15 protein-coding genes and 1 tRNA gene are annotated in these 19,616 nt (G+C 68.5%); 14 read left to right on the top strand and 2 right to left on the bottom strand.

What is annotated here, in order from left to right; all coding sequences use genetic code 11:
* The first annotated feature begins 68 nt into the window (after positions 1–68).
* The 11 genes from trpB to pyk all read left to right on the top strand — a co-directional run bounded on the left by trpB (position 69) and on the right by pyk (position 15,421).
* Positions 69–1,277 carry a tryptophan synthase subunit beta gene (gene trpB / locus EV648_RS04945; protein WP_132285417.1) on the top strand — a complete coding sequence of 403 codons (1,209 nt, stop codon included), beginning with the start codon at positions 69–71 and terminating at the stop codon, positions 1,275–1,277.
* Entirely contained in the window at positions 1,274–2,101 is an 828-nt protein-coding gene (gene trpA, locus EV648_RS04940) for a tryptophan synthase subunit alpha (protein WP_132285415.1), read from the top strand. Before trpB ends, trpA begins: the two co-directional genes overlap by 4 nt.
* Before the next feature lie 7 nt (positions 2,102–2,108).
* Positions 2,109–2,771: an SCO family protein gene (locus EV648_RS04935; RefSeq protein ID WP_241994910.1), complete on the top strand. Its 663-nt coding sequence runs from the start codon at positions 2,109–2,111 to the stop codon at positions 2,769–2,771.
* The gene (locus EV648_RS04930) at positions 2,768–3,253 is read left to right on the top strand and encodes a MauE/DoxX family redox-associated membrane protein (protein WP_241994909.1); all 486 of its coding nucleotides are present in this window, start codon (positions 2,768–2,770) and stop codon (positions 3,251–3,253) included. The genes EV648_RS04935 and EV648_RS04930 overlap by 4 nt, the downstream gene beginning before the upstream one ends.
* Positions 3,250–3,957: a thioredoxin domain-containing protein gene (locus EV648_RS04925; RefSeq protein ID WP_132285413.1), complete on the top strand. Its 708-nt coding sequence runs from the start codon at positions 3,250–3,252 to the stop codon at positions 3,955–3,957. The genes EV648_RS04930 and EV648_RS04925 overlap by 4 nt, the downstream gene beginning before the upstream one ends.
* Before the next feature lie 72 nt (positions 3,958–4,029).
* Positions 4,030–5,070 (top strand): prolipoprotein diacylglyceryl transferase, encoded by a 1,041-nt coding sequence (gene lgt / locus EV648_RS04920; protein ID WP_241994908.1) that lies wholly within the window; start codon positions 4,030–4,032, stop codon positions 5,068–5,070.
* The gene (locus EV648_RS04915) at positions 5,063–5,839 is read left to right on the top strand and encodes a VIT1/CCC1 transporter family protein (RefSeq protein ID WP_241994907.1); all 777 of its coding nucleotides are present in this window, start codon (positions 5,063–5,065) and stop codon (positions 5,837–5,839) included. The genes lgt and EV648_RS04915 overlap by 8 nt, the downstream gene beginning before the upstream one ends.
* Before the next feature lie 397 nt (positions 5,840–6,236).
* On the top strand, positions 6,237–10,775 hold the full coding sequence (gene gltB, locus EV648_RS04910) for a glutamate synthase large subunit (RefSeq protein WP_132285411.1): 4,539 nt from the start codon (positions 6,237–6,239) through the stop codon (positions 10,773–10,775).
* The gene (locus EV648_RS04905; protein ID WP_132285409.1) at positions 10,775–12,241 is read left to right on the top strand and encodes a glutamate synthase subunit beta; all 1,467 of its coding nucleotides are present in this window, start codon (positions 10,775–10,777) and stop codon (positions 12,239–12,241) included. Before gltB ends, EV648_RS04905 begins: the two co-directional genes overlap by 1 nt.
* Positions 12,242–12,354: 113 nt before the next feature.
* On the top strand, positions 12,355–13,905 hold the full coding sequence (locus EV648_RS04900; protein WP_241994906.1) for a metallophosphoesterase: 1,551 nt from the start codon (positions 12,355–12,357) through the stop codon (positions 13,903–13,905).
* 73 nt (positions 13,906–13,978) lie between these two features.
* On the top strand, positions 13,979–15,421 hold the full coding sequence (gene pyk / locus EV648_RS04895) for a pyruvate kinase (protein WP_132285407.1): 1,443 nt from the start codon (positions 13,979–13,981) through the stop codon (positions 15,419–15,421).
* A gap of 290 nt (positions 15,422–15,711) precedes the next feature.
* On the opposite strand, the gene EV648_RS04890 is transcribed toward pyk, so the two are convergent.
* Entirely contained in the window at positions 15,712–16,458 is a 747-nt protein-coding gene (locus tag EV648_RS04890) for a helix-turn-helix domain-containing protein (RefSeq protein WP_132285405.1), read from the bottom strand.
* A 41-nt stretch (positions 16,459–16,499) separates the two neighbouring features.
* Positions 16,500–16,576: transfer RNA gene (locus tag EV648_RS04885), tRNA-Leu, on the bottom strand.
* A 712-nt stretch (positions 16,577–17,288) separates the two neighbouring features.
* Here EV648_RS04885 and EV648_RS43810 point away from each other — a divergent pair.
* The 3 genes from EV648_RS43810 (at position 17,289) to EV648_RS04870 (ending at position 19,611) form a co-directional block, all read left to right on the top strand.
* A complete protein-coding gene (locus EV648_RS43810) occupies positions 17,289–17,534 on the top strand; it encodes a hypothetical protein (RefSeq protein WP_241994905.1) in 246 nt (81 codons plus the stop codon).
* 65 nt (positions 17,535–17,599) lie between these two features.
* Positions 17,600–18,181, top strand: coding sequence for an ANTAR domain-containing response regulator (locus tag EV648_RS04875; protein ID WP_132188209.1), 582 nt, complete (start codon positions 17,600–17,602; stop codon positions 18,179–18,181).
* Between the two features lie 191 nt (positions 18,182–18,372).
* A complete protein-coding gene (locus EV648_RS04870; RefSeq protein ID WP_241994904.1) occupies positions 18,373–19,611 on the top strand; it encodes a branched-chain amino acid ABC transporter substrate-binding protein in 1,239 nt (412 codons plus the stop codon).
* Positions 19,612–19,616 lie beyond the last annotated feature (5 nt).

Below are 19,616 nucleotides of genomic sequence, written 5' to 3'. Positions count from 1 at the left end.
GCCCCCGCCGAAGGGGTCGTCACCGAGACGTGAAACCCCTGTGTGAGCAGGGGTTTTGGAAGGCGAACATGACTGCTGTGCTGCCCGACCAGCTCGGGCACTTCGGCCGCTTCGGCGGCAGGTTCCTGCCGGAGGCGCTGATCGCGCCGCTCGACGAGCTGACCACCGCGTGGCAGCAGGCGATGGCGGACAAGACCTTCACCGACGAGTTCGAGCGGATGCTGCGTGAGTACGCCGGCACCCCGAGCCTGCTGTACGACGCGACCCGGCTGTCGGACATCGTCGGGGCGCGGGTGCTGCTGAAGCGCGAGGACCTGAACCACACCGGGGCGCACAAGATCCGCAACGTGCTCGGCCAGGCGCTGCTCACCAAGCGGATGGGCAAGACCCGGGTGATCGCCGAGACCGGCGCCGGCCAGCACGGTGTCGCCACGGCGACCGCGTGCGCCTACCTGGATCTCGAGTGCGTCGTCTACATGGGTGAGGTCGACACCGAGCGGCAGGCCCTGAACGTGGCCCGGATGAAGCTGCTCGGCGCCGAGGTGATCCCGGTCAAGACCGGCAGCCGGACGCTGAAGGACGCGATCAACGAGGCGCTGCGCGACTGGGTCGCCAGCGTCGACAACACCCACTACCTGCTCGGTACCGCGGCCGGCGGGCACCCGTTCCCGGCCATGGTGCGCGACTTCGTCCGGGGGATCGGTGACGAGGCCCGGGCCCAGTCGCTCGAGCTGCTCGGCCGGCTTCCGGATGCGGCCGTCGCCTGCGTCGGTGGTGGCTCGAACGCGATCGGTCTGTTCGCCGCCTTCGTCCCCGACACAGAGGTGAAGCTGTACGGCATCGAGGCCGGCGGCGACGGGTACGAGACCGGCCGCCACGCGGCGACGATCACCGCGGGCCAGGTCGGCGTGTTGCACGGCGCCCGGTCGTACCTGCTGCAGGACGAGGACGGCCAGACGATCGAGTCGCACTCGATCTCCGCCGGACTGGACTACCCGGGCGTCGGCCCGGAGCACGCCTGGCTGGCGGAGACCGGCCGGGCGACGTACCGGCCGGTGACGGACGCGGCGGCGATGGAGTCGCTGCGGCTGCTCGCACGCACCGAGGGCATCATCCCGGCGATCGAGTCGGCGCACGCGATCGCCGGCACGCTGGAGATCGCCAAGGAACTGGGGCCCGAGGCAACCATTCTGGTGTGCCTGTCCGGTCGTGGTGACAAGGACATGGACACGGCCGGCGAGTGGTTCGGCCTGATCGACGGGACCGGCAAGGCATGAGCGACGTGAGCACCGAACTGGGCAACGCGGGCACCGCGATCCGGAAGGCGAACGACGAGGGCCGGGCCGCGCTGGTCGGCTACCTGCCGGCCGGCTACCCGACCGTCGACGGTGGCGTGGACGCGATCAAGGCGATGGTCGACGGCGGTGTGGACGTGCTCGAGATCGGGCTGCCGTACAGCGACCCGGTGATGGACGGCGTGACGATCCAGCGCGCCGCCGAGATCGCGCTGGCCGGCGGGCTGCGGATCCGCGACGTGCTCGGCACCGTCGAGAAGGTCGCTGCGTACGCCGACTTGCCGGTGCTGGTGATGACGTACTGGAACCCGATCGAGCGGTACGGCGTGGACCGGTTCGCGGTGGATCTGGCCGCCGCCGGGGGAGCGGGCCTGATCACGCCCGACCTGATCCCGGACGAAGGCGCCGAGTGGATCGCCGCCGCCGACAAGAACGAACTGGACAAGGTGTTCCTGGTCTCGCCGTCGTCCACCGACGCGCGGATCGGGCTCACCACGGCGTCCTGCCGGGGATTCGTCTACGCGACCGCCGTGATGGGCGTCACCGGTGCCCGTGACCAGGCCTCCGACCTGGCCGCGCCGCTGGTCGCCCGGACGAAGGCGGCCACCGGGCTCCCGGTCGGGGTCGGGCTCGGCGTCTCCAACGCGGACCAGGCGGCGGACGTCGCGGCGTACGCGGATGCTGTGATCGTGGGCTCCGCGTTCGTGAAGGCGCTCAACGCGGGCGGTCCGGCGGGAGTGAGATCGCTCACGGAAAGCCTCGCTGAAGGGGTCCGGCGGGAACGTAGCACCCCCGTCGCTCGTTAGAACCGCCGTGAGTCGAACCAGGAACGCGGCTGTTTTCTTCGCCGCGGTGGCTCTGCTTGCCCTCGTGGGCTGCAGCAGCGGGCCGAAGCAGTCAGCCGAAAACCCCGGTGGGGCGATCATCCGCACCCCGGCCGGTGACCCGAACGGGTTGCGCGGGGCAACGCTGGACCGGCCGTACTCGCTACCGGCCACCTCGCTGACCGACACCTCGGGCAACGAGTTCAACCTGGTCACGTCGACGAAGAAGCCGGTCACGCTGGTGTTCTTCGGCTACACGAACTGCCCGGACGTCTGCCCGACGGTGATGGCCGACGTCGCCTCCGCGCTGACCAAGCTGGACGAGTCGGTGCGCGACCAGGTTCAACTGCTGTTCATCACCACTGATCCGGCGAGGGACACTGGACCGGTGATCCGCAAGTACCTGGACCGGTTCGACCCGTCGTTCGTCGGGCTGACCGGCAACCTGACCTCGATCAAGGACATCGCCAAGGCCGTCGGCGTCCCGGTGGAGGGCATGAAGAAGCTGCCCTCCGGCGGGTACGAGGTGGGCCACGGCGCCCAGGTGCTCGGTTTCGGCGCGAACGACAAGGCCACCGTGCTGTGGCTGTCGAACGCGGCGATCGGCGACCTCGCGCACGACTTCGGCAAGCTCGTCGAGGAGAACCAGTGAAGCAGCAACCTTGGTTCCCGTGGGTGTCGCTGCTCGCCCGGCTGGTGCTCGGCGGCGTGATGCTGGTGGCCGGCGCGCTCAAGGTCACCGACCCGGAGGTCGCCGCGCAGGCGGTCCGGGCCTACGAACTGCTTCCGTCCGGGTTCGACAGCATCGTGGGGCTGGTGCTGCCGTTCCTGGAGATCGCGATCGGGTTGCTGTTGATCGTCGGTTACGGTGTCCGGCCCGCCGCCGCGGTGGCCGGTGTTTTCATGGTGGTGTTCATCGCCGCGGTGTCCTCCGCCTGGGCTCGTGGTCTGGCGATCGACTGTGGCTGCTTCGGCGGCGGCGGTCAGGTCGCGCCCGGCCAGACGAAGTACTTGCAGGAGATCCTGCGGGACGTCGGTCTGCTGGTGCTCGCGGGGTGGCTGTGGTTCAGCCCGCGCAGCAAGTTCGCGCTCGAATCGGATCCGCACGTGTCGACAGGAGTAACCGCGTCGTGAGCAAGACCCAGCCCAAGCCCCCGGTCAATCCGCTGCTGCAGCAGAAGCGGCGGATCTCGCCCGGCATCGTCATCGTGGTCGTGGTGGTGCTCGCCATCATCGCCGCGGTCGGTGTCGACTACTGGCGCAAGCACTCCAAGGTCGAGGTGACCACCAGCGGCGGGCCTGAGCCCGCGGTGATCACCGGACCCGGCACCAACGGCAAGGGCGTCACGGTCGGCAAGGCCGGCGCCAAGTCGCACATCGACCTGTACCTCGACTTCCGCTGCCCGCACTGCGCGGACTTCGAGGAGGAGTCCGGCCCGACCATCGACAAGCTGGTCGAGGACGGCACCGCCACCCTGACCTACTGGCCGCTGGCTTTCGTGAGCCCGGATGACTCGCCCCGGCTTGCCAACGCGTTCGCCGCGGCCGCCGCGAACGGCAAGGCACTGAGCTACGCCGACGGCATGTACGGCGACTTCTCCAAGGCCTGGACCACCGACCAGCTGATCGACCTGGGCAAGCAGCTCGGCATCGACGACCAGAAGTTCGAGGCGGCGGTCAACGACAACAGCTACAAGGGCTGGCTCGACTCGATCGCCCAGGCGGCCAACGACCGCAAGGTGGAAGGCACTCCCACAGTCTTCGTGAACGACAAGATGCTGAGTGGCGACCAGCTCACTCCTGAGGGCCTGGAGAAGGCCGTCGGGGCCACGAACTGACGCACCGAGTCCCCATCGTGACCCCGTGTTGGTGGTCGCGGTGGGGCCGGTCGAGTAGCGTTCCTGCTTGCCATGTCTAGTCTGCTGCCCGCCGTGATCATCCCGGCGTTCATCCCCAGTCCCAGCCAGGGCGTCTGGCACCTCGGCCCGTTGCCGCTGCGTGCCTACGCCATCTGCATCCTGCTCGGCATCTTCGCCGGTTACTGGCTGGGCCGGAAACGCTGGGTCGCCCGCGGCGGCTCGGCTGAGGTGCTCGCCGACATCATCATGTGGGCGGTGCCGTTCGGCCTGGTCGGGGCCCGGATCTACCACGTGATCACCGACGCCGAGCTGTACTTCGGCGAGGGCAAGCACCCGATCGACGCGCTGAAGATCTGGCACGGCGGCCTCGGTATCTGGGGTGCGGTCGCGTTCGGCGCGCTCGGCGCCTGGATCGCCTGCCGCCGGCACAAGGTGCCGTTCCTCGCCGTCGCCGACGCGATGGCGCCCGGGATCGCGCTGGCCCAGGTGATCGGCCGGTTCGGGAACTACTTCAACCAGGAACTGTTCGGGAAGCCGACGGACCGGCCCTGGGGCCTGGAGATCGCCCCGGAGCACCGGCCCCCGGGCTACATGGACTTCGCCACCTTCCACCCGACCTTCCTCTACGAAGCGATCTGGAACCTCGGTGTGATCGCGCTGGTGATCCTGGTCGACCGGCGCTACAAGCTCGGCCACGGCCGCGCCTTCGCCCTGTACGTCGCCGGCTACACCCTGGGCCGGGCGTGGATCGAGAACCTGCGGATCGACACGGTGAACGAGTTCGCCGGACTCCGGCTGAACGTGTGGGTGTCGATGGTGATGTTCGTGCTCGCCGTCGCCTACTTCATCATCAGCCTCCGCCTGAAGCCCGGCCAGGAGGACATCTCCGGCGGTCCCGCGGCCGGCGGCGACAAGCCCTCCGACACCGCGGCGGATGCCGACGAACCGGCGGACACCGTGGCCGAGACCCCTTCCTCCGAGGAGGCGGTCCCGGCTGACGCGGACCAGCCGTCCGCGGACACCGCCGCCCCCGGCGGCGAAAAGGACGCCAAGGTCGAAGCCGGATCCCCGACTGACAGGCCCCGTGACTGACCCCGTTGTACCTGCTGCCGGCGGCGAGGACCCCACCTCGCCGCCGACTTCCGGCGGACCGGAGGTGTCCGCGGAGCATTCCGGGGACCACACGCATCGCGATGTGACGGGTGGCTGGCTGCGGCCGGCGGTGTTCGGGGCGATGGACGGGCTGGTCTCGAACTTCGCGCTGATCGCCGGCATGGACGGCGGCACCGAGTCCGGGTCGCAGTTCATCGTGCTGGCCGGGCTCGCGGGGCTGGCGGCGGGCGCGTTCTCGATGGCGGCGGGGGAGTACACCTCGGTCGCCTCGCAGCGCGAGCTCGCCCGCGCCGAGATCGAGGTCGAACGGCGCGAGATCCAGCGCCACCCCGGCGACGAGGAGCTGGAGCTCGCCGAGACCTACGAGGCGAAGGGCCTCGACCCGGAGCTGGCGAGCAAGGTCGCCCAGCAGTTCCACGCGAACCCCGAGCAGGCGCTCGAGGAGCACGTCCGCGAAGAGCTCGGCCTCGACCCCAACGACCTGCCGTCCCCGGTGGTCGCGGCGGCGTCGTCGTTCGTCTGCTTCGCGATCGGCGCGATCATCCCGGTCCTGCCGTACCTGCTCGGCGCCTCGAACGTGCTGCCCGCGCTGATCATGTCCCTCACCGCGCTCTTCATCTGCGGCGCGGTCGTCAGCCGCGTCACCACCCGCTCCTGGTGGTACTCCGGCCTCCGCCAGCTGATCCTCGGCGGCGCCGCCGCAGCCCTCACCTACTTCGTCGGCACCCTGGTAGGCCCAGGCATTTAGCGTCGCAGCCTTCTATGCCGCCTGGCGGGAGGCCTCTTCGATGACGTCACCTACCGAGACCATTCGCTCTTCACCACCCAGCCCTCGCCGGTGACCCAGACGCCACCATTCGCCTGCCCGGTCCCGGACGTGAGCGGCTGCCAGCCGTCCCTCGGTCCCCAGGTCACGGGTGAATTCTCGGGGTCGTGTCTGGTGGGTGGGAAGGGGGTGCTGTCACCATGGGTAGACAGACGAGTGAGCGCTTGCTCACGTGGCGTGACAGCGGATTGTGAAAGGCGTTGTGACGGTGGAATGGCTGTCCATCTGTCGGGCGTCATGAGGTAGTCTCGGGACTCCCGGCTTGGGCCAGTGTTGTCCCGCGGCCAGTTGTTGACCGTAGGACGACGGGAGCCCCTGAATGTTTGGTCGCCCCCCCTTTTTCATCAGGCACAGGCCGAGCGAGGGTCTGTACGACGGACGCCACGAGCACGACGCGTGTGGTGTCGCCTTCGTCGCAACCCTCACCGGTGAACCGAGCCACGACATCGTGGCCAAGGCTTTGACCGCCCTGCGCAATCTGGAACACCGTGGCGCCTCCGGCGCCGAGCCCGATTCCGGCGATGGCGCCGGCATCCTGCTGCAGGTCCCCGACGCGTTCTACCGCAAGGTGTGCGACTTCGAGCTGCCCGTACCGCGGAGCTATGCGACGGGTATCGCGTTCCTTCCCCAGGAGGCCGACGACGCCGCCAAGGCCGTCGCCCGGATCGAGGAGCTCGCCGCCGAGGAGAACCTGACGGTGCTCGGTTGGCGCGACGTGCCGACCGATCCCGCGCTGCTCGGAGCCACCGCGCGCTCGGTGATGCCGGTGTTCCGCCAGCTGTTCGTGGCGGCCAAGGCCGGCCGGGTGATGGGACTGGCGCTGGAGCGGATGGCGTTCCGGCTGCGCAAGCGGGCCGAGCGGGAGACCGCGACCTACTTCCCGTCGCTGTCCGGCCGCACCATCACCTACAAGGGGATGCTGACGACCGACCAGCTGGACAAGTTCTTCCCCGAGCTGACCGACCCGGACCTCGCCTCGGCGATCGGCGTCGTGCACTCGCGGTTCTCCACCAACACGTTCCCGTCCTGGCCGCTGGCCCACCCGTACCGGTACATCGCCCACAACGGCGAGATCAACACCGTGCAGGGCAACCGGAACTGGATGCGGGCCCGCGAGGCGCTGCTCGCCAGCGACCTGATCCCGGGTGACCTCGAGCAGATCTACCCGATCTGTACTCCGGACGCGTCCGACTCGGCGTCGTTCGACGAGGTGCTGGAGCTCCTGCACCTGGGCGGCCGCTCGTTGCCGCACGCGATGCTGATGATGATCCCGGAGGCGTGGGAGAACGCCACCACGATGGATCCGAAGCGACGCGCGTTCTACGAATTCCACTCCACCCTGATGGAGCCGTGGGACGGACCCGCCTCGGTGGTGTTCTCCGACGGCACCAAGGTCGGCGCCGTACTCGACCGGAACGGCCTGCGCCCCTCGCGGTACTGGGTGACGGAGGACGGTCTCGTCGTTCTCGCTTCCGAGGCCGGGGTGCTCGACATCGACCCGGCGACCGTGACCCAGAAGGGCCGGCTCGAGCCGGGCCGGATCTTCCTGGTCGACGTCGACGCGCACCGGATCATCACCGACCACGAGGTGAAGTCGGCACTGGCCGACGAGCACCCGTACGACGAGTGGCTGCACGCGGGCCTGATCCGGTTCGAGGACCTGCACGAGCGCGAGCACGTCGTCCACAGCCACGCTTCGGTGACCCGTCGCCAGCAGGTGTTCGGGTACACCGAGGAAGAGCTGCGGGTGCTGCTCACCCCGATGGCGAAGTCCGGCGCCGAGCCGATCGGCTCGATGGGCACGGACACCCCGATCGCCGTCCTGAGCGACCGGCCGCGGCTGCTGTTCGACTACTTCGCCCAGTTGTTCGCCCAAGTCACCAACCCGCCGCTGGACGCGATCCGCGAGGAGCTTGTCACCTCGCTTTCGTCGTCGCTGGGGCCCGAGGCGAATCTGCTCAACCCGAGCCCGGCGTCCTGCCGTCAGGTGGTGCTGCCGTTCCCGGTGATCACCAACGACGAGCTGGCCAAGCTGCGCCACATCAACCTGGACGGCGACCTCCCAGGCCTCGCGACGACCGTGTTGCGCGGTGTCTACGAGGTCGAGGGCGGCGGCGCCTCGCTGAAGGCCAGGCTCGAGGAGATCTGCACGGAGGCCGACGCGGCCATCGCGGACGGCGCCCGCATCCTGGTGCTGTCCGACCGGCATTCGAACGCCGAGAACGCGCCGATCCCGTCGCTGCTGCTGACCGCCGCGGTTCATCACCACCTGGTGAGGGAGAAGACCCGCACGCAGGTCGGCCTGGTCGTCGAGGCAGGAGACGTGCGTGAGGTCCACCACGTCGCCCTGCTGATGGGCTACGGCGCGGCCGCGGTCAACCCGTACCTGGCGCTGGAGTCCGTCGAGGACCTCTGCCGCCGCGGCACCTACCTGCCCGGGATCGAGCCGGAGCAGGCCGTCCGGAACCTGGTGAAGTCGCTCGGCAAGGGCGTCCTCAAGGTGATGTCGAAGATGGGCGTGTCCACCGTCGCGTCGTACACCGGTGCGCAGATCTTCGAGGCCAACGGCCTGTCGCCGGACCTGGTCGATGCCTACTTCACCGGTACGTCGTCCAAGCTCGGCGGGATCGGGCTGGACGTCATCGCCGAGGAGGTCCGGCGCCGGCACCTGCGGGCGTACCCGGCGGACGGCATCGTCGCCGCGCACCGCAAGCTCGAGATCGGCGGCGAGTACCAGTGGCGCCGCGAGGGCGAGCCGCACCTGTTCGACCCGGAGACGGTGTTCCGGCTGCAGCACTCCACCCGCACCGGGCGGTACGACATCTTCAAGCAGTACACGGCCCGGGTGGACGAGCAGTCCGAGCGGCTGATGACGCTGCGCGGCCTCTTCGGGTTCAAGTCCGGCCGGGACCCGATCCCGATCGACGAGGTCGAGCCGGTGGCGGCGATCGTCAAGCGGTTCTCCACCGGCGCGATGAGCTACGGCTCGATCAGCGCCGAGGCGCACACCACGCTGGCGATCGCGATGAACCAGCTCGGCGGCAAGTCGAACACCGGTGAGGGCGGCGAGGACTCCGACCGGCTGCACGACCCGGCCCGGCGCAGCTCGATCAAGCAGGTCGCGTCCGGCCGGTTCGGCGTCACCTCGGAGTACCTGACGAACTCCGACGACATCCAGATCAAGATGGCGCAGGGCGCGAAGCCCGGCGAGGGTGGTCAGCTGCCCGGGAACAAGGTGTACCCGTGGGTGGCGAGCACGCGGCACTCCACCCCGGGCGTCGGCCTGATCTCGCCGCCCCCGCACCACGACATCTACTCGATCGAGGATCTGGCCCAGCTGATCCACGACCTGAAGAACGCGAACCCGTCCGCGCGGATTCACGTGAAGCTGGTCTCGGAGGTTGGTGTCGGCACGATCGCCGCCGGCGTCAGCAAGGCGCACGCGGACGTCGTACTGATCTCCGGCCACGACGGCGGTACCGGTGCGGCTCCGCTGACGTCGCTGAAGCACGCGGGCGGTCCCTGGGAGCTCGGTCTCGCCGAGACCCAGCAGACCCTGCTGCTGAACGGTTTGCGGGACCGGATCGTCGTTCAGACCGACGGCCAGCTCAAGACCGGCCGGGACGTCGTGATCGCGGCTCTGCTCGGCGCGGAGGAGTACGGCTTCGCCACGGCTCCGCTGGTGGTCTCGGGCTGCATCATGATGCGCGTCTGCCACCTGGACACCTGCCCGGTCGGCGTCGCGACGCAGAACCCGGTACTGCGTGAGCGGTTCTCCGGGAAGCCCGAGTTCGTGGTCAACTTCTTCGAGTTCATCGCCGAGGAGGTCCGGGAGTACCTGGCGGAGCTGGGTTTCCGGTCGCTGGACGAGGCGATCGGCCACGCCGACGTGCTCGACATCCAGCGCGCGGTCGACCACTGGAAGTCCGACGGGCTCGACCTGACGCCGATGCTGCACGTGCCCTCGCTGCCGGAAGGTGCTTCGCGGCACCAGACCGTGCTGCAGGACCACGGGCTTGACAAAGCGCTGGACAACGAGCTGATCCGGATCTGCGCACCCGCGCTCGAGAACGGCGAGCCGGTCCGGGCGCAGCTACCGATCCGGAACGTGAACCGGACCGTCGGCACCATGCTCGGCCACGAGATCACCAAGCGGTACAAGGCCGCGGGGCTGCCGGACGAGACGATCGACCTGACCTTCACCGGGTCGGCCGGCAACTCGTTCGCCGCCTTCGTCCCGCGCGGGGTGACGCTCCGGTTGGAGGGTGACGCCAACGACTACGTCGGCAAGGGCCTGTCCGGTGGCCGCGTGGTGATCCGGCCGGACCGGCACGCGCGCTTCGACGCTGCCGACCAGATCATCGCCGGCAACGTCATCGCATACGGCGCGACGTCGGGTGAGCTGTTCATCAACGGTGGCGTGGGGCAACGGTTCTGCGTGCGGAACTCCGGCGCCACCGCCGTGGTCGAGTCGGTCGGCGACCACGCCTGCGAGTACATGACGGGTGGTCGCGTCGTGGTGATCGGCGCGGTCGGCCGGAACTTCGCAGCGGGCATGTCGGGCGGCGTGGCCCACGTGCTCGACCTGGACCGCACCCTGGTGAACCCGGAGCTGGTCGACCTGCTCCCGCTCACTGGGGACGAGTCCGAGCTGTTGCACGACCTGGTCCGCAGGCACCACGAGGAGACCGGCTCGGAACGGGCGGCCAAGCTGCTCGCCGACTGGACCGCGGCGGCCCCCAGGTTCACCACGGTGATGCCCCGCGACTACGCCCGGGTGCTGGCGGCCAAGGCGGCCGCCGAGCGCGACGGGCTGGACGCGGACGCCACCACGCGAGCGATGATGGAGGCCATCTGATGGCTGATCCGAAGGGATTCCTGACCACTCCGCGCGAGGTCGCCGAGCGCCGCCCGGTGGAGGAACGCAAGCAGGACTGGAAAGAGGTCTACCCCGGTGGGGCCGGCAAGGCGCTGCTGCCGATCATCACCAAGCAGGCCGGGCGCTGCATGGACTGCGGCATCCCGTTCTGCCACTCCGGCTGCCCGCTGGGCAACCTGATCCCGGAGTGGAACGACCTGGTCTGGCGCGACGACTGGACCGGCGCGATCGAGCGGCTGCACGCGACGAACAACTTCCCCGAGTTCACCGGCCGGCTGTGCCCGGCGCCGTGTGAGCCGGCTTGCGTGCTGGGCATCAACCAGGAGCCGGTGACGATCAAGAACGTCGAGGTCGCGATCATCGACAAGGCCTGGGAGTCCGGCGACGTCCGGCCCCAGCCGCCGGAGTGGCTGACCGGCAAGACGATCGCCGTGGTCGGCTCCGGCCCGGCCGGTCTCGCCGTCGCCCAGCAGCTGACCCGGGCGGGTCACACCGTCGCCGTGTACGAGCGGGCCTCGGCCCCCGGCGGGCTGCTGCGGTTCGGCATCCCCGAGTTCAAGATGGAGAAGTCGCAGGTCGAGCGACGGATCCAGCAGATGAAGGAAGAGGGCACCGTCTTCCGGTCCGGTGTCAACGTCGGCGTGGACGTCACCGGCACCCAGCTCAAGCAGCGGTACGACGCCGTCGTGATCGCGACGGGTGCCACCGCGGCCCGGGACCTGCCGGTGCCGGGACGCGAGTTCGGCGGCATCCACCAGGCGATGGAGTACCTGCCGCAGGCGAACAAGGTCGCGCTGGGGGAGACGGTCGAGGACCAGATCGTTGCCACTGGCAAGGATGTGGTGATCATCGGTGGCGGTGACACCGGCGCCGACTGCCTGGGTACGGCGCACCGGCAGGGCGCCCGCAGCGTCACCCAGCTGGAGATCATGCCGCGCCCCTCGGAGGAGCGGCCGGCCGGACAGCCCTGGCCGACGTACCCGATGATCTACCGGGTCGCCTCGGCCCACGAGGAGGGCGGCGAGCGGGTCTACGCCGTCTCGACGAACAACTTCGTGGCCGATGCCGACGGCAGCGTCTCGGGCCTTGACCTGATCGAGGTCGAGCTCGTCGACGGCAGGTTCACCCCGGTCGAGGGCTCGGAGCGGACCATCCCGGCGCAGCTCGTGCTGCTCGCGATGGGCTTCCTCGGTCCCGAGCGGGAGGGCTTCCTCGAGCAGCTCGGCGTGGACCTGGACGAGCGCGGCAACGTCAAGCGCGACAAGTCCTACCAGACGTCGGTAGAGGGCGTCTTCGCCTGCGGCGACGCCGGCCGAGGCCAGTCCCTGATCGTCTGGGCAATCGCCGAAGGCCGCTCCTGCGCCGCCGGCGTAGACACCCATCTGACCGGCTCCTCCACCCTGCCCACCCCGATCCCACCAACCGCCCGACCACTGGTGGTCTGAGTTGACCGGTACTACGGACGCCTGCGTGCGGCAGGCGTCCGCAGTACCGGAGGCTTGGGTCGCGCCGCGCGCCATGGTGCGGACGTTTGATCAAGGGCTCTAGGTTGGGACGCGTGTCTGGACGGCTGGTGACGAGGTCCCGGCTCCGCAAGGCGGCGCCGTGGGCCGGGTTGGTTGTGCTCTGGCTCGTCGTCTCGACCACCATCGGACTGCTCGGTTTCGCGAACGACTCCGAGCGCGTCACCATCGGCGCGCACGCCGCGACCGTCTCGCCGACCTTCGACGGTCACGCCACGCTGGACCTCGGTGCCGTCCTCCCGCGGCTGCGGCTGAAGACCGACCTGCCCGCGGACCTCGGCATCAACATCGACATCCAGGAGACGGATGCCGACAACCTCACCGAACTGCTCAACCGCGACGCCCTGATCGCCAGCCAGCCGGACGGTGAGATCGCCAGGATCCGCGAGGTGGTCCGGGAGATGGCGGTCGACAACGCGGTCGCCGGCTCCGGTTCCGGCCTGCTCGCCGCGGTCGTCGTCGCCACCGTCTGGGCGATGCTCGGACCACGCCGGCGCCGCGAGTTGTTCGTCCTGCTGCACAGCTCCGAACGACGCGTCCGGCACCGGGCGGTCGTCGTACTGGTCGCGATGCTGATCACCATCGCCTCGATCTTCGGACCCGGCCGGATGCGCGCCCCCGAGGTCGCGCCGACCGACTGGCGACCGCTGTCCGCGCTGCTGCCCGAGCTGTCCTTCGACGAACGCCTGAAGACGGTCGAGGTCGCCTCCGGCTTCTCCACCACGGGCGGGATCGGAGTGATCCGTACGGCGGTCGAGACGTACGAGCGGTCGACTGACTTCTACGGGCAACTCCGCGACCGGGTCGTCCGGGTCGGCGGCCGGATCCACCAGGCGAACCCGGGGGAGACCGTCGCGCTGCTCGTCTCGGACCGGCACGACAACATCGGGATGGACCCGTTCGCCGCGGAGGTGGCCAAGGTGGCCGGCGCGAAGGTGCTGATCGACGCCGGAGACGACTCCTCCTCGGGCCAGGCCTGGGAGGTGTTCAGCATCAACTCGCTGGCGCAGCACTTCAAGGACCTCAAGGTGGTCTCGGTCGCGGGCAACCACGACGCCGGCGGCCACATCGAGGACGCGATGCGGAAGAACAAGTTCACCGTGCTCGACAGCAAGCCCGTCGAGGTCGAAGGGATCCGCTTCCTGGGCGACAGTGATCCGACCCGGACCGGGCTCGGCAGTGCCGACAGCCCGGGCGACGAGACGACCGCCGAGCAGTCCGAGCGGCTGGCCGACGTGGCCTGCGAACAACCCGAGGACAAGCGGATCTCCACCATGGTCGTGCACGATCCGGCGTCGTTCGCGGACACCGCCAACCGGGGCTGCGCGACCCTCCTGCTCTCGGGTCACCTGCACCGTCAGGTCGGGCCGGACACGAAGGTGGTGGACGGCAAGCCGGTGACCACCTTCACGAACGGGACCACCGGCGGAGCGGCGTACGCGTTCGCTCTCGGGTACACCTTGCGGCGTCCGGGCGAGGTCACTCTGATCACCTACTCGGAGGGTCAGCCGATCGGTCTGCAGACCGTCACGGTCGAGCTGACCGGCGAGGTGACGGTCGGGGCGTACCGGCCGCTCTCTTCCTGACACCAACTGTTGACCGTCCAGTAGTGGGGCGGACCAATCGTCGAGTGGTCTTGTAGGAGTAGGGTTTTGTGACGTGCGTCGCGCAAAGATCGTTTGTACGCTCGGCCCGGCTACGGCCGCCCCCGAGCGCGTCCTGGAACTCGTCCAAGCAGGTATGGATGTCGCTCGGCTGAACTTGAGCCACGGCGCCCACGCCGAGCATGAGCGCATCTACCAGCGGATCCGCACTGCAGCGGCCGAGACCGGCCACAACGTCGGCATCCTCGTCGACCTGCAGGGCCCGAAGATCCGGCTGGCGGAGTTCGCCGAGGGGAAGGTCACCCTGACCTACGGCGAGCGCTTCACCATCACCACCCGGGAGGTGCCGGGTGACGTCACCATCTGCGGTACGACGTACGACGGTCTGCCGGGCGACGTCAACCCGGGTGACCAGCTGCTGATCGACGACGGCCGGATCGCCCTGGTCGCCGAGGAGGTGACCGAGACCGACGTGGTCTGCCGGGTCACCGTCGGCGGGCCGGTGTCGAACCACAAGGGCATCAACCTGCCCGGTGTCTCGGTCAGCGTGCCCGCACTGTCCGAGAAGGACGTGGAGGACCTGCGCTGGGCCCTGCACCTGCCGGCCGACATGATCGCGCTGTCCTTCGTCCGGGACGCCTCCGACATCCAGCTGGTGCACAAGATCATGGACGAGGAAGGTCACCGGGTGCCGGTGATCGCCAAGATCGAGAAGCCGCAGGCGGTCGCCAACCTGGACGAGATCATCGAGGCCTTCGACGGCTTCATGGTCGCCCGCGGCGACCTCGGCGTTGAGCTCCCGCTGGAGGAGGTCCCGCTGGTCCAGAAGCTGATCATCGACCAGGCCCGGCTGAACGCGAAGCCGGTGATCGTCGCCACCCAGATGCTGGAGTCGATGATCTCCGCCCCGCGCCCGACCCGGGCCGAGGCGTCCGACGTGGCGAACGCGGTACTCGACGGCGCCGACGCGGTGATGCTGTCCGGCGAGACGAGCGTCGGCCGGTTCCCGATCGAGACCGTCAAGACGATGGCCCGGATCGTGGCGTCCACCGAGCAGCACGGACTGAGCCGGGTCAAGGAGATCGAGTGGGAGCCGCGCACCAAGGGCGGCGTGATCGCCAAGGCGGCCGCCGACGTGGCCGAGCGGATGGAGGCGAAGTACCTGGTCGCCTTCACCCAGAGCGGTGACACCGCACTCCGCCTGGCCCGCTACCGCACCGAGATCCCGGTCCTCGCCTTCACCCCGGTACCGTCGGTGAGCGCCTGGCTGAGCGTGGTCTGGGGCATCGAGACCCACATCGTCCCGACCGTCGACCACACCGACGAGATGGTCCGCCAGGTAGACCAGCGCCTCCTCGAACTGGGCAAGCTCCAGAAGGGCGACCTGGTCGTCATCGTCGCCGGCTCCCCGCCCAGCATCCCTGGCTCTACCAACGCCCTCCGAGTCCACCGCATGGGCGACGCCATCTCCGGCGCAGCCCCCGCCTACCGCGCCTGACCCAACCCCCTCGATCGCCGGACCCTTCCTTTGGGTCCGGCGATTGCTGTCGTACGCCGACCCGCATCGCGCCTCCTCCGTCGGCGCTCGGCCCACCCACCCCAGGCCCGCCGCTCTTCCGTCGCGGCTCACAACAACGTGTGTCCCACAACTTGACGGGATCGCATGAGCGGGCGCGCCCCTGGCTTCTACGAGCGGCGGCGCGAGGGGCCGGCTCGCACGAGCGGGAGGGCTGCCCCGCTCCAGCTGATACGACTGGCGGGCCAGTGTCCGTTCCCAGTCGGGTGACGCTAGAACTTCGGCCCCACGTGCAGGTCGAGTGTTGCGACAGCCTCTCGCCTGGCGACGGACAAGGCGTTGCGGCGTGGCATCCGCCAGGGGACTCCAACCAGACCGAGAGCCCATTGGCAAAGACCCATGATGTCCGCGGACTCGTTCGAGAACATGTAGCGCGGGTATTCATAACGCTTCACCTGACCGGCCACGGTTCTAGTGGTCCAGTTGGCCACGCGACAACCGTCAGAGTGAAACAGCCCACGGAGGAGCATCCCCGGATGGGCGACCACGATCTCCCGCTGCCAGTCCGCCAGTTCGATAGCCCGCGTGTGCTTGGGGCCGGCACCGTGTTGGGGGAACAGACACGGCCAGTGCTTCCAGTACGAGACGACCGAGACACAACCGACGGCCCGGGCTCGATGGACCGGCCGGTTCGGATGCACGGCGAGGATTGCCTCCTCGGCCTCGGCGATGAGCCCGGGGTACTTGTTATCGCAGGCAATCCGCAGGGCGTAGACGCACTTCTTGTGCTCCGAGAGGCATCCATCGCCCAAGTAGAGGCCGAGCAGATGTGCGTACTGGCTCTCAGGCAAAGGACCGCCGGCGCACCGCGGGCAATCAGATGCGGATCCAGAAGGCAGGGTGTCCCGCCAGTCACGAAGAGTGGCGCGGCTGACGCCGAGGCGCCTGCTGATGGAACTCAAACTCTCGCCAGCCGCCATCGCAGCCAGTGCCACCCGCCGCGTCGGCCCGTCGTACATGAAGGAAGCCTCGCAGCGACGACCGACAGAATCCGGCCGTTTGGTGCCCTGGGTGGGACTCGAACCCACACTGGATGCTGTTTGAGAGCATGGCCTCTGCCGATTGGGCTACCAGGGCATTCCGCCGAAGATCCTAGCCCATTGGCTGGCCGGATGTTCGCCATGGGCTGGCGTTTCGCGCTGGCCCATTGCACTTCGGACAACATCACTGACTGCGAACATCTTCTTATTTTCTTGAGGTCCTGGCAAATCCGGACGCCATCGGAAATTGTCGATGGCGACGGTCAAGGTGGCGCTATGCCTCGCTTCAGCCCGCAGGAGACCGTCGAGTCGGCGTTGCGGATGTCCGACCAGGGCGTCAGCGACCGTGTGACGACATCCACGGGGTGGCGATCAAGACCATCCGCAAGTGGCGCCGGCTCTACCAGCGGCAGGGTCTTCCCCGACTCGGTAGTGGGTGTCCGGCGTCTCCTTGTCCGCGCTGCGACTACGCAGACCTGAACGAGTCGGCGTACGCGCACCTGTTGGGGTGGTACCTGGGTGATGGGCACATCGCCAGGGCCCGCCGAAGTGTCTATGTTCTGTCCATCTCCAACGATCCGAAGTACTCGAGGCTGCCAGACGAAATCGCCGCCACCATGCGGTTGGTCAAGCCGACGGGCAGCCCGTGTAAGCGTGGCGGCCATGCGACACGGATCGAGGTGCGGTGGAAGCGCTGGCCATGTCTGTTCCCGCAGCACGGGCCAGGCAGGAAGCATCTGCGGAAGATCGAGGTGGCCGACTGGCAGCAGGAGATAGTTGCCCGATAGCCCGACCGGTTGCTTCGCGGCTTGTTCCACTCTGATGGTTGCCGCGTCACGAACTGGACGACCCGGGAGTTGAAGAGCGGGGAGATCAAGCGCTACGAGTACTTGCGATATGTCTTCGCCAACGAGTCCGAGGACATCATCGGCATCCTGACAGCTGCCCTGGATCTGCTGGAGATCCCGTGGCGGCGATCGCGCCGGAACATGGTCGCGGTGAGTCAGCGAGTGGGGGTTGAGGCGCTGGATGGGTTTGTGGGGGCCAAGAGCTGAGCGGGGTGGGGCCAAGGGTTGAGCGTGCCCGGCCCTGGGAGGGGTGGGATCGATATGGTGGCGGGGTGAATGCGAAGCGAGTGGTGATCGCCGAGGACGAGGCGCTGATCCGGATGGACCTGGCCGAGATGCTGGCGGAAGAGGGGTATGACGTCGTCGGGCAGGCGGGGGACGGGGAGGAGGCCATCCGGCTGGCGACCGAGCACCGGCCTGATCTGGTCATCCTGGACGTGAAGATGCCCAAGCTGGACGGGCTCAGCGCGGCGGAGAAGATCGCCGGCGAGCGGATCGCCCCGGTGCTGATGCTGACCGCGTTCTCGCAGCGTGAGCTGGTCGAGCGGGCCCGGGACGCGGGCGCGATGGCCTATCTGGTGAAACCGTTCTCCAAGGCGGATCTGCTGCCCGCGATCGAGATCGCCGCCTCCCGGTACGTCGAGCTCGCGGAGCTGGAGCGTGAGGTCGCGGACCTCGCGGAGCGGCTGGAGACGCGCAAACTGGTGGATCGCGCGAAGTCCGTGCTGCAGACGAAGTTCGGGTTGTCCGAGCCGGACTCGTTCCGGTGGATCCAGAAAACCGCCATGGACAAAAGAGTTTCCATGCGCCAGGTCGCCGAGTTGGTCGTTGACGAGGCGGGCAGTAACGACTGAATCACTCTGTGCTCAGGGCGCACGGTGTGCACCGGCGTCGTACAGCTGTCATTCGTGCCCATGCTGCTTACGGGGGTAACGACCTCACAACACACGCAGTGTGCGGTTCGCATGGAGTGCTTCCGGAGGTCTAACCTGCGGATGCTCGCGGCAATCGCGGGAGTCCGGGGGTTTGCTCGGATTATCCAGACATGGGAGGAACAGTGCACCAGCGTTCCGTAGTACGGGTCGGCGCGTCGCTGATCGTTGCGTCGTTGGCCCTGACTGCCTGCGGTTCACGCAGTGACGACAACGCCGGCGGCGACTCTGGGGGCTCGACGAAGACCGCCAAGATCGGCGTGATCGCGCCTCTGTCCGGAGACCTGTCCGCGCTGGGTCTGGGCATCCAGCACTCGGTCGAGTTGGCCGTGAAGCAGGCCAACGACTCGAACGCGATCCCGGGCTGGAAGCTCGAGGTCGACGCGAAGGACGACGAGGCCAAGCCAGACGTCGGCAAGAACGCCGCCACCGCGTTGTCCTCGGACGCCAACGTGATCGGCGTGGTCGGCACGCTGAACACCAGCGTCAGCCAGCAGGTCCAGCCGGTGCTCGCGCCGAAGAACATCGTCCAGGTGTCGCCGGCCAACACCGGGCCCGGCCTGACCAAGGGTGCGAACTGGCAGACCGACCCGAAGCGGCCGTACCCGACGTACTTCCGGACCTGCACGACGGACGCGGTCCAGGGTCCGTTCGCGGCGCGGTACCTGTACGAGAAGGCGAAGATCACCAAGGTCGCCACCATCCACGACAAGAAGGCCTACGGCCAGGGCCTGGTCGGCACCTTCACCGAGGAGTTCAAGAAGCTGGGCGGCCAGATCACCGCGGCCGAGACCATCAACCCGGACGACTCGAACTACCAGGCCGTCATCTCGGCGGTCAAGCCGTCCGCGCCGCAGGCTCTCTACTACGGTGGTGAGTACCCGCAGGCCGGTCCGCTCTCGCAGCAGATGAAGGCCGCCGGCCTGAACGTCCCGCTGATGGGCGGCGACGGCATCTACGACCCGAAGTACGTCTCGCTGGGCGGCAAGTCCAGCCAGGGTGACCTGGCCACCTCGGTCGGCGCGCCGGTGGACACGCTCGAGTCGGCGAAGAAGTTCGTCGCGGACTACAACGCGGCCGGCTACAAGGACCCCTACGCGGCCTACGGCGGTTACTCCTACGACGCGGCGAACTCGATCATCAACGCCCTGAAGGTGTCGCTGAAGGACGCCAAGGACGTCGAGTCCGCGCGTCAGGCGACGGTCGATGCCCTGGGCAAGGTCAGCTTCGACGGGGTCACCGGTAAGGTCGCCTTCGACCAGTACGGCGACACGACCTCCAAGGTCCTGACCGTCTACAAGGTCGATGGCGGCAAGTGGACCACCGTGGAGAGCAAGAACTTCGAGGACTGATCACG

The organism is Kribbella sp. VKM Ac-2568, from assembly GCF_004345365.1.
GTDB lineage: Bacteria > Actinomycetota > Actinomycetes > Propionibacteriales > Kribbellaceae > Kribbella > Kribbella orskensis.
The sequence above is the reverse complement of the archived record's forward strand: the minus strand, read 5'-3'. Positions and strand labels throughout refer to the sequence as shown.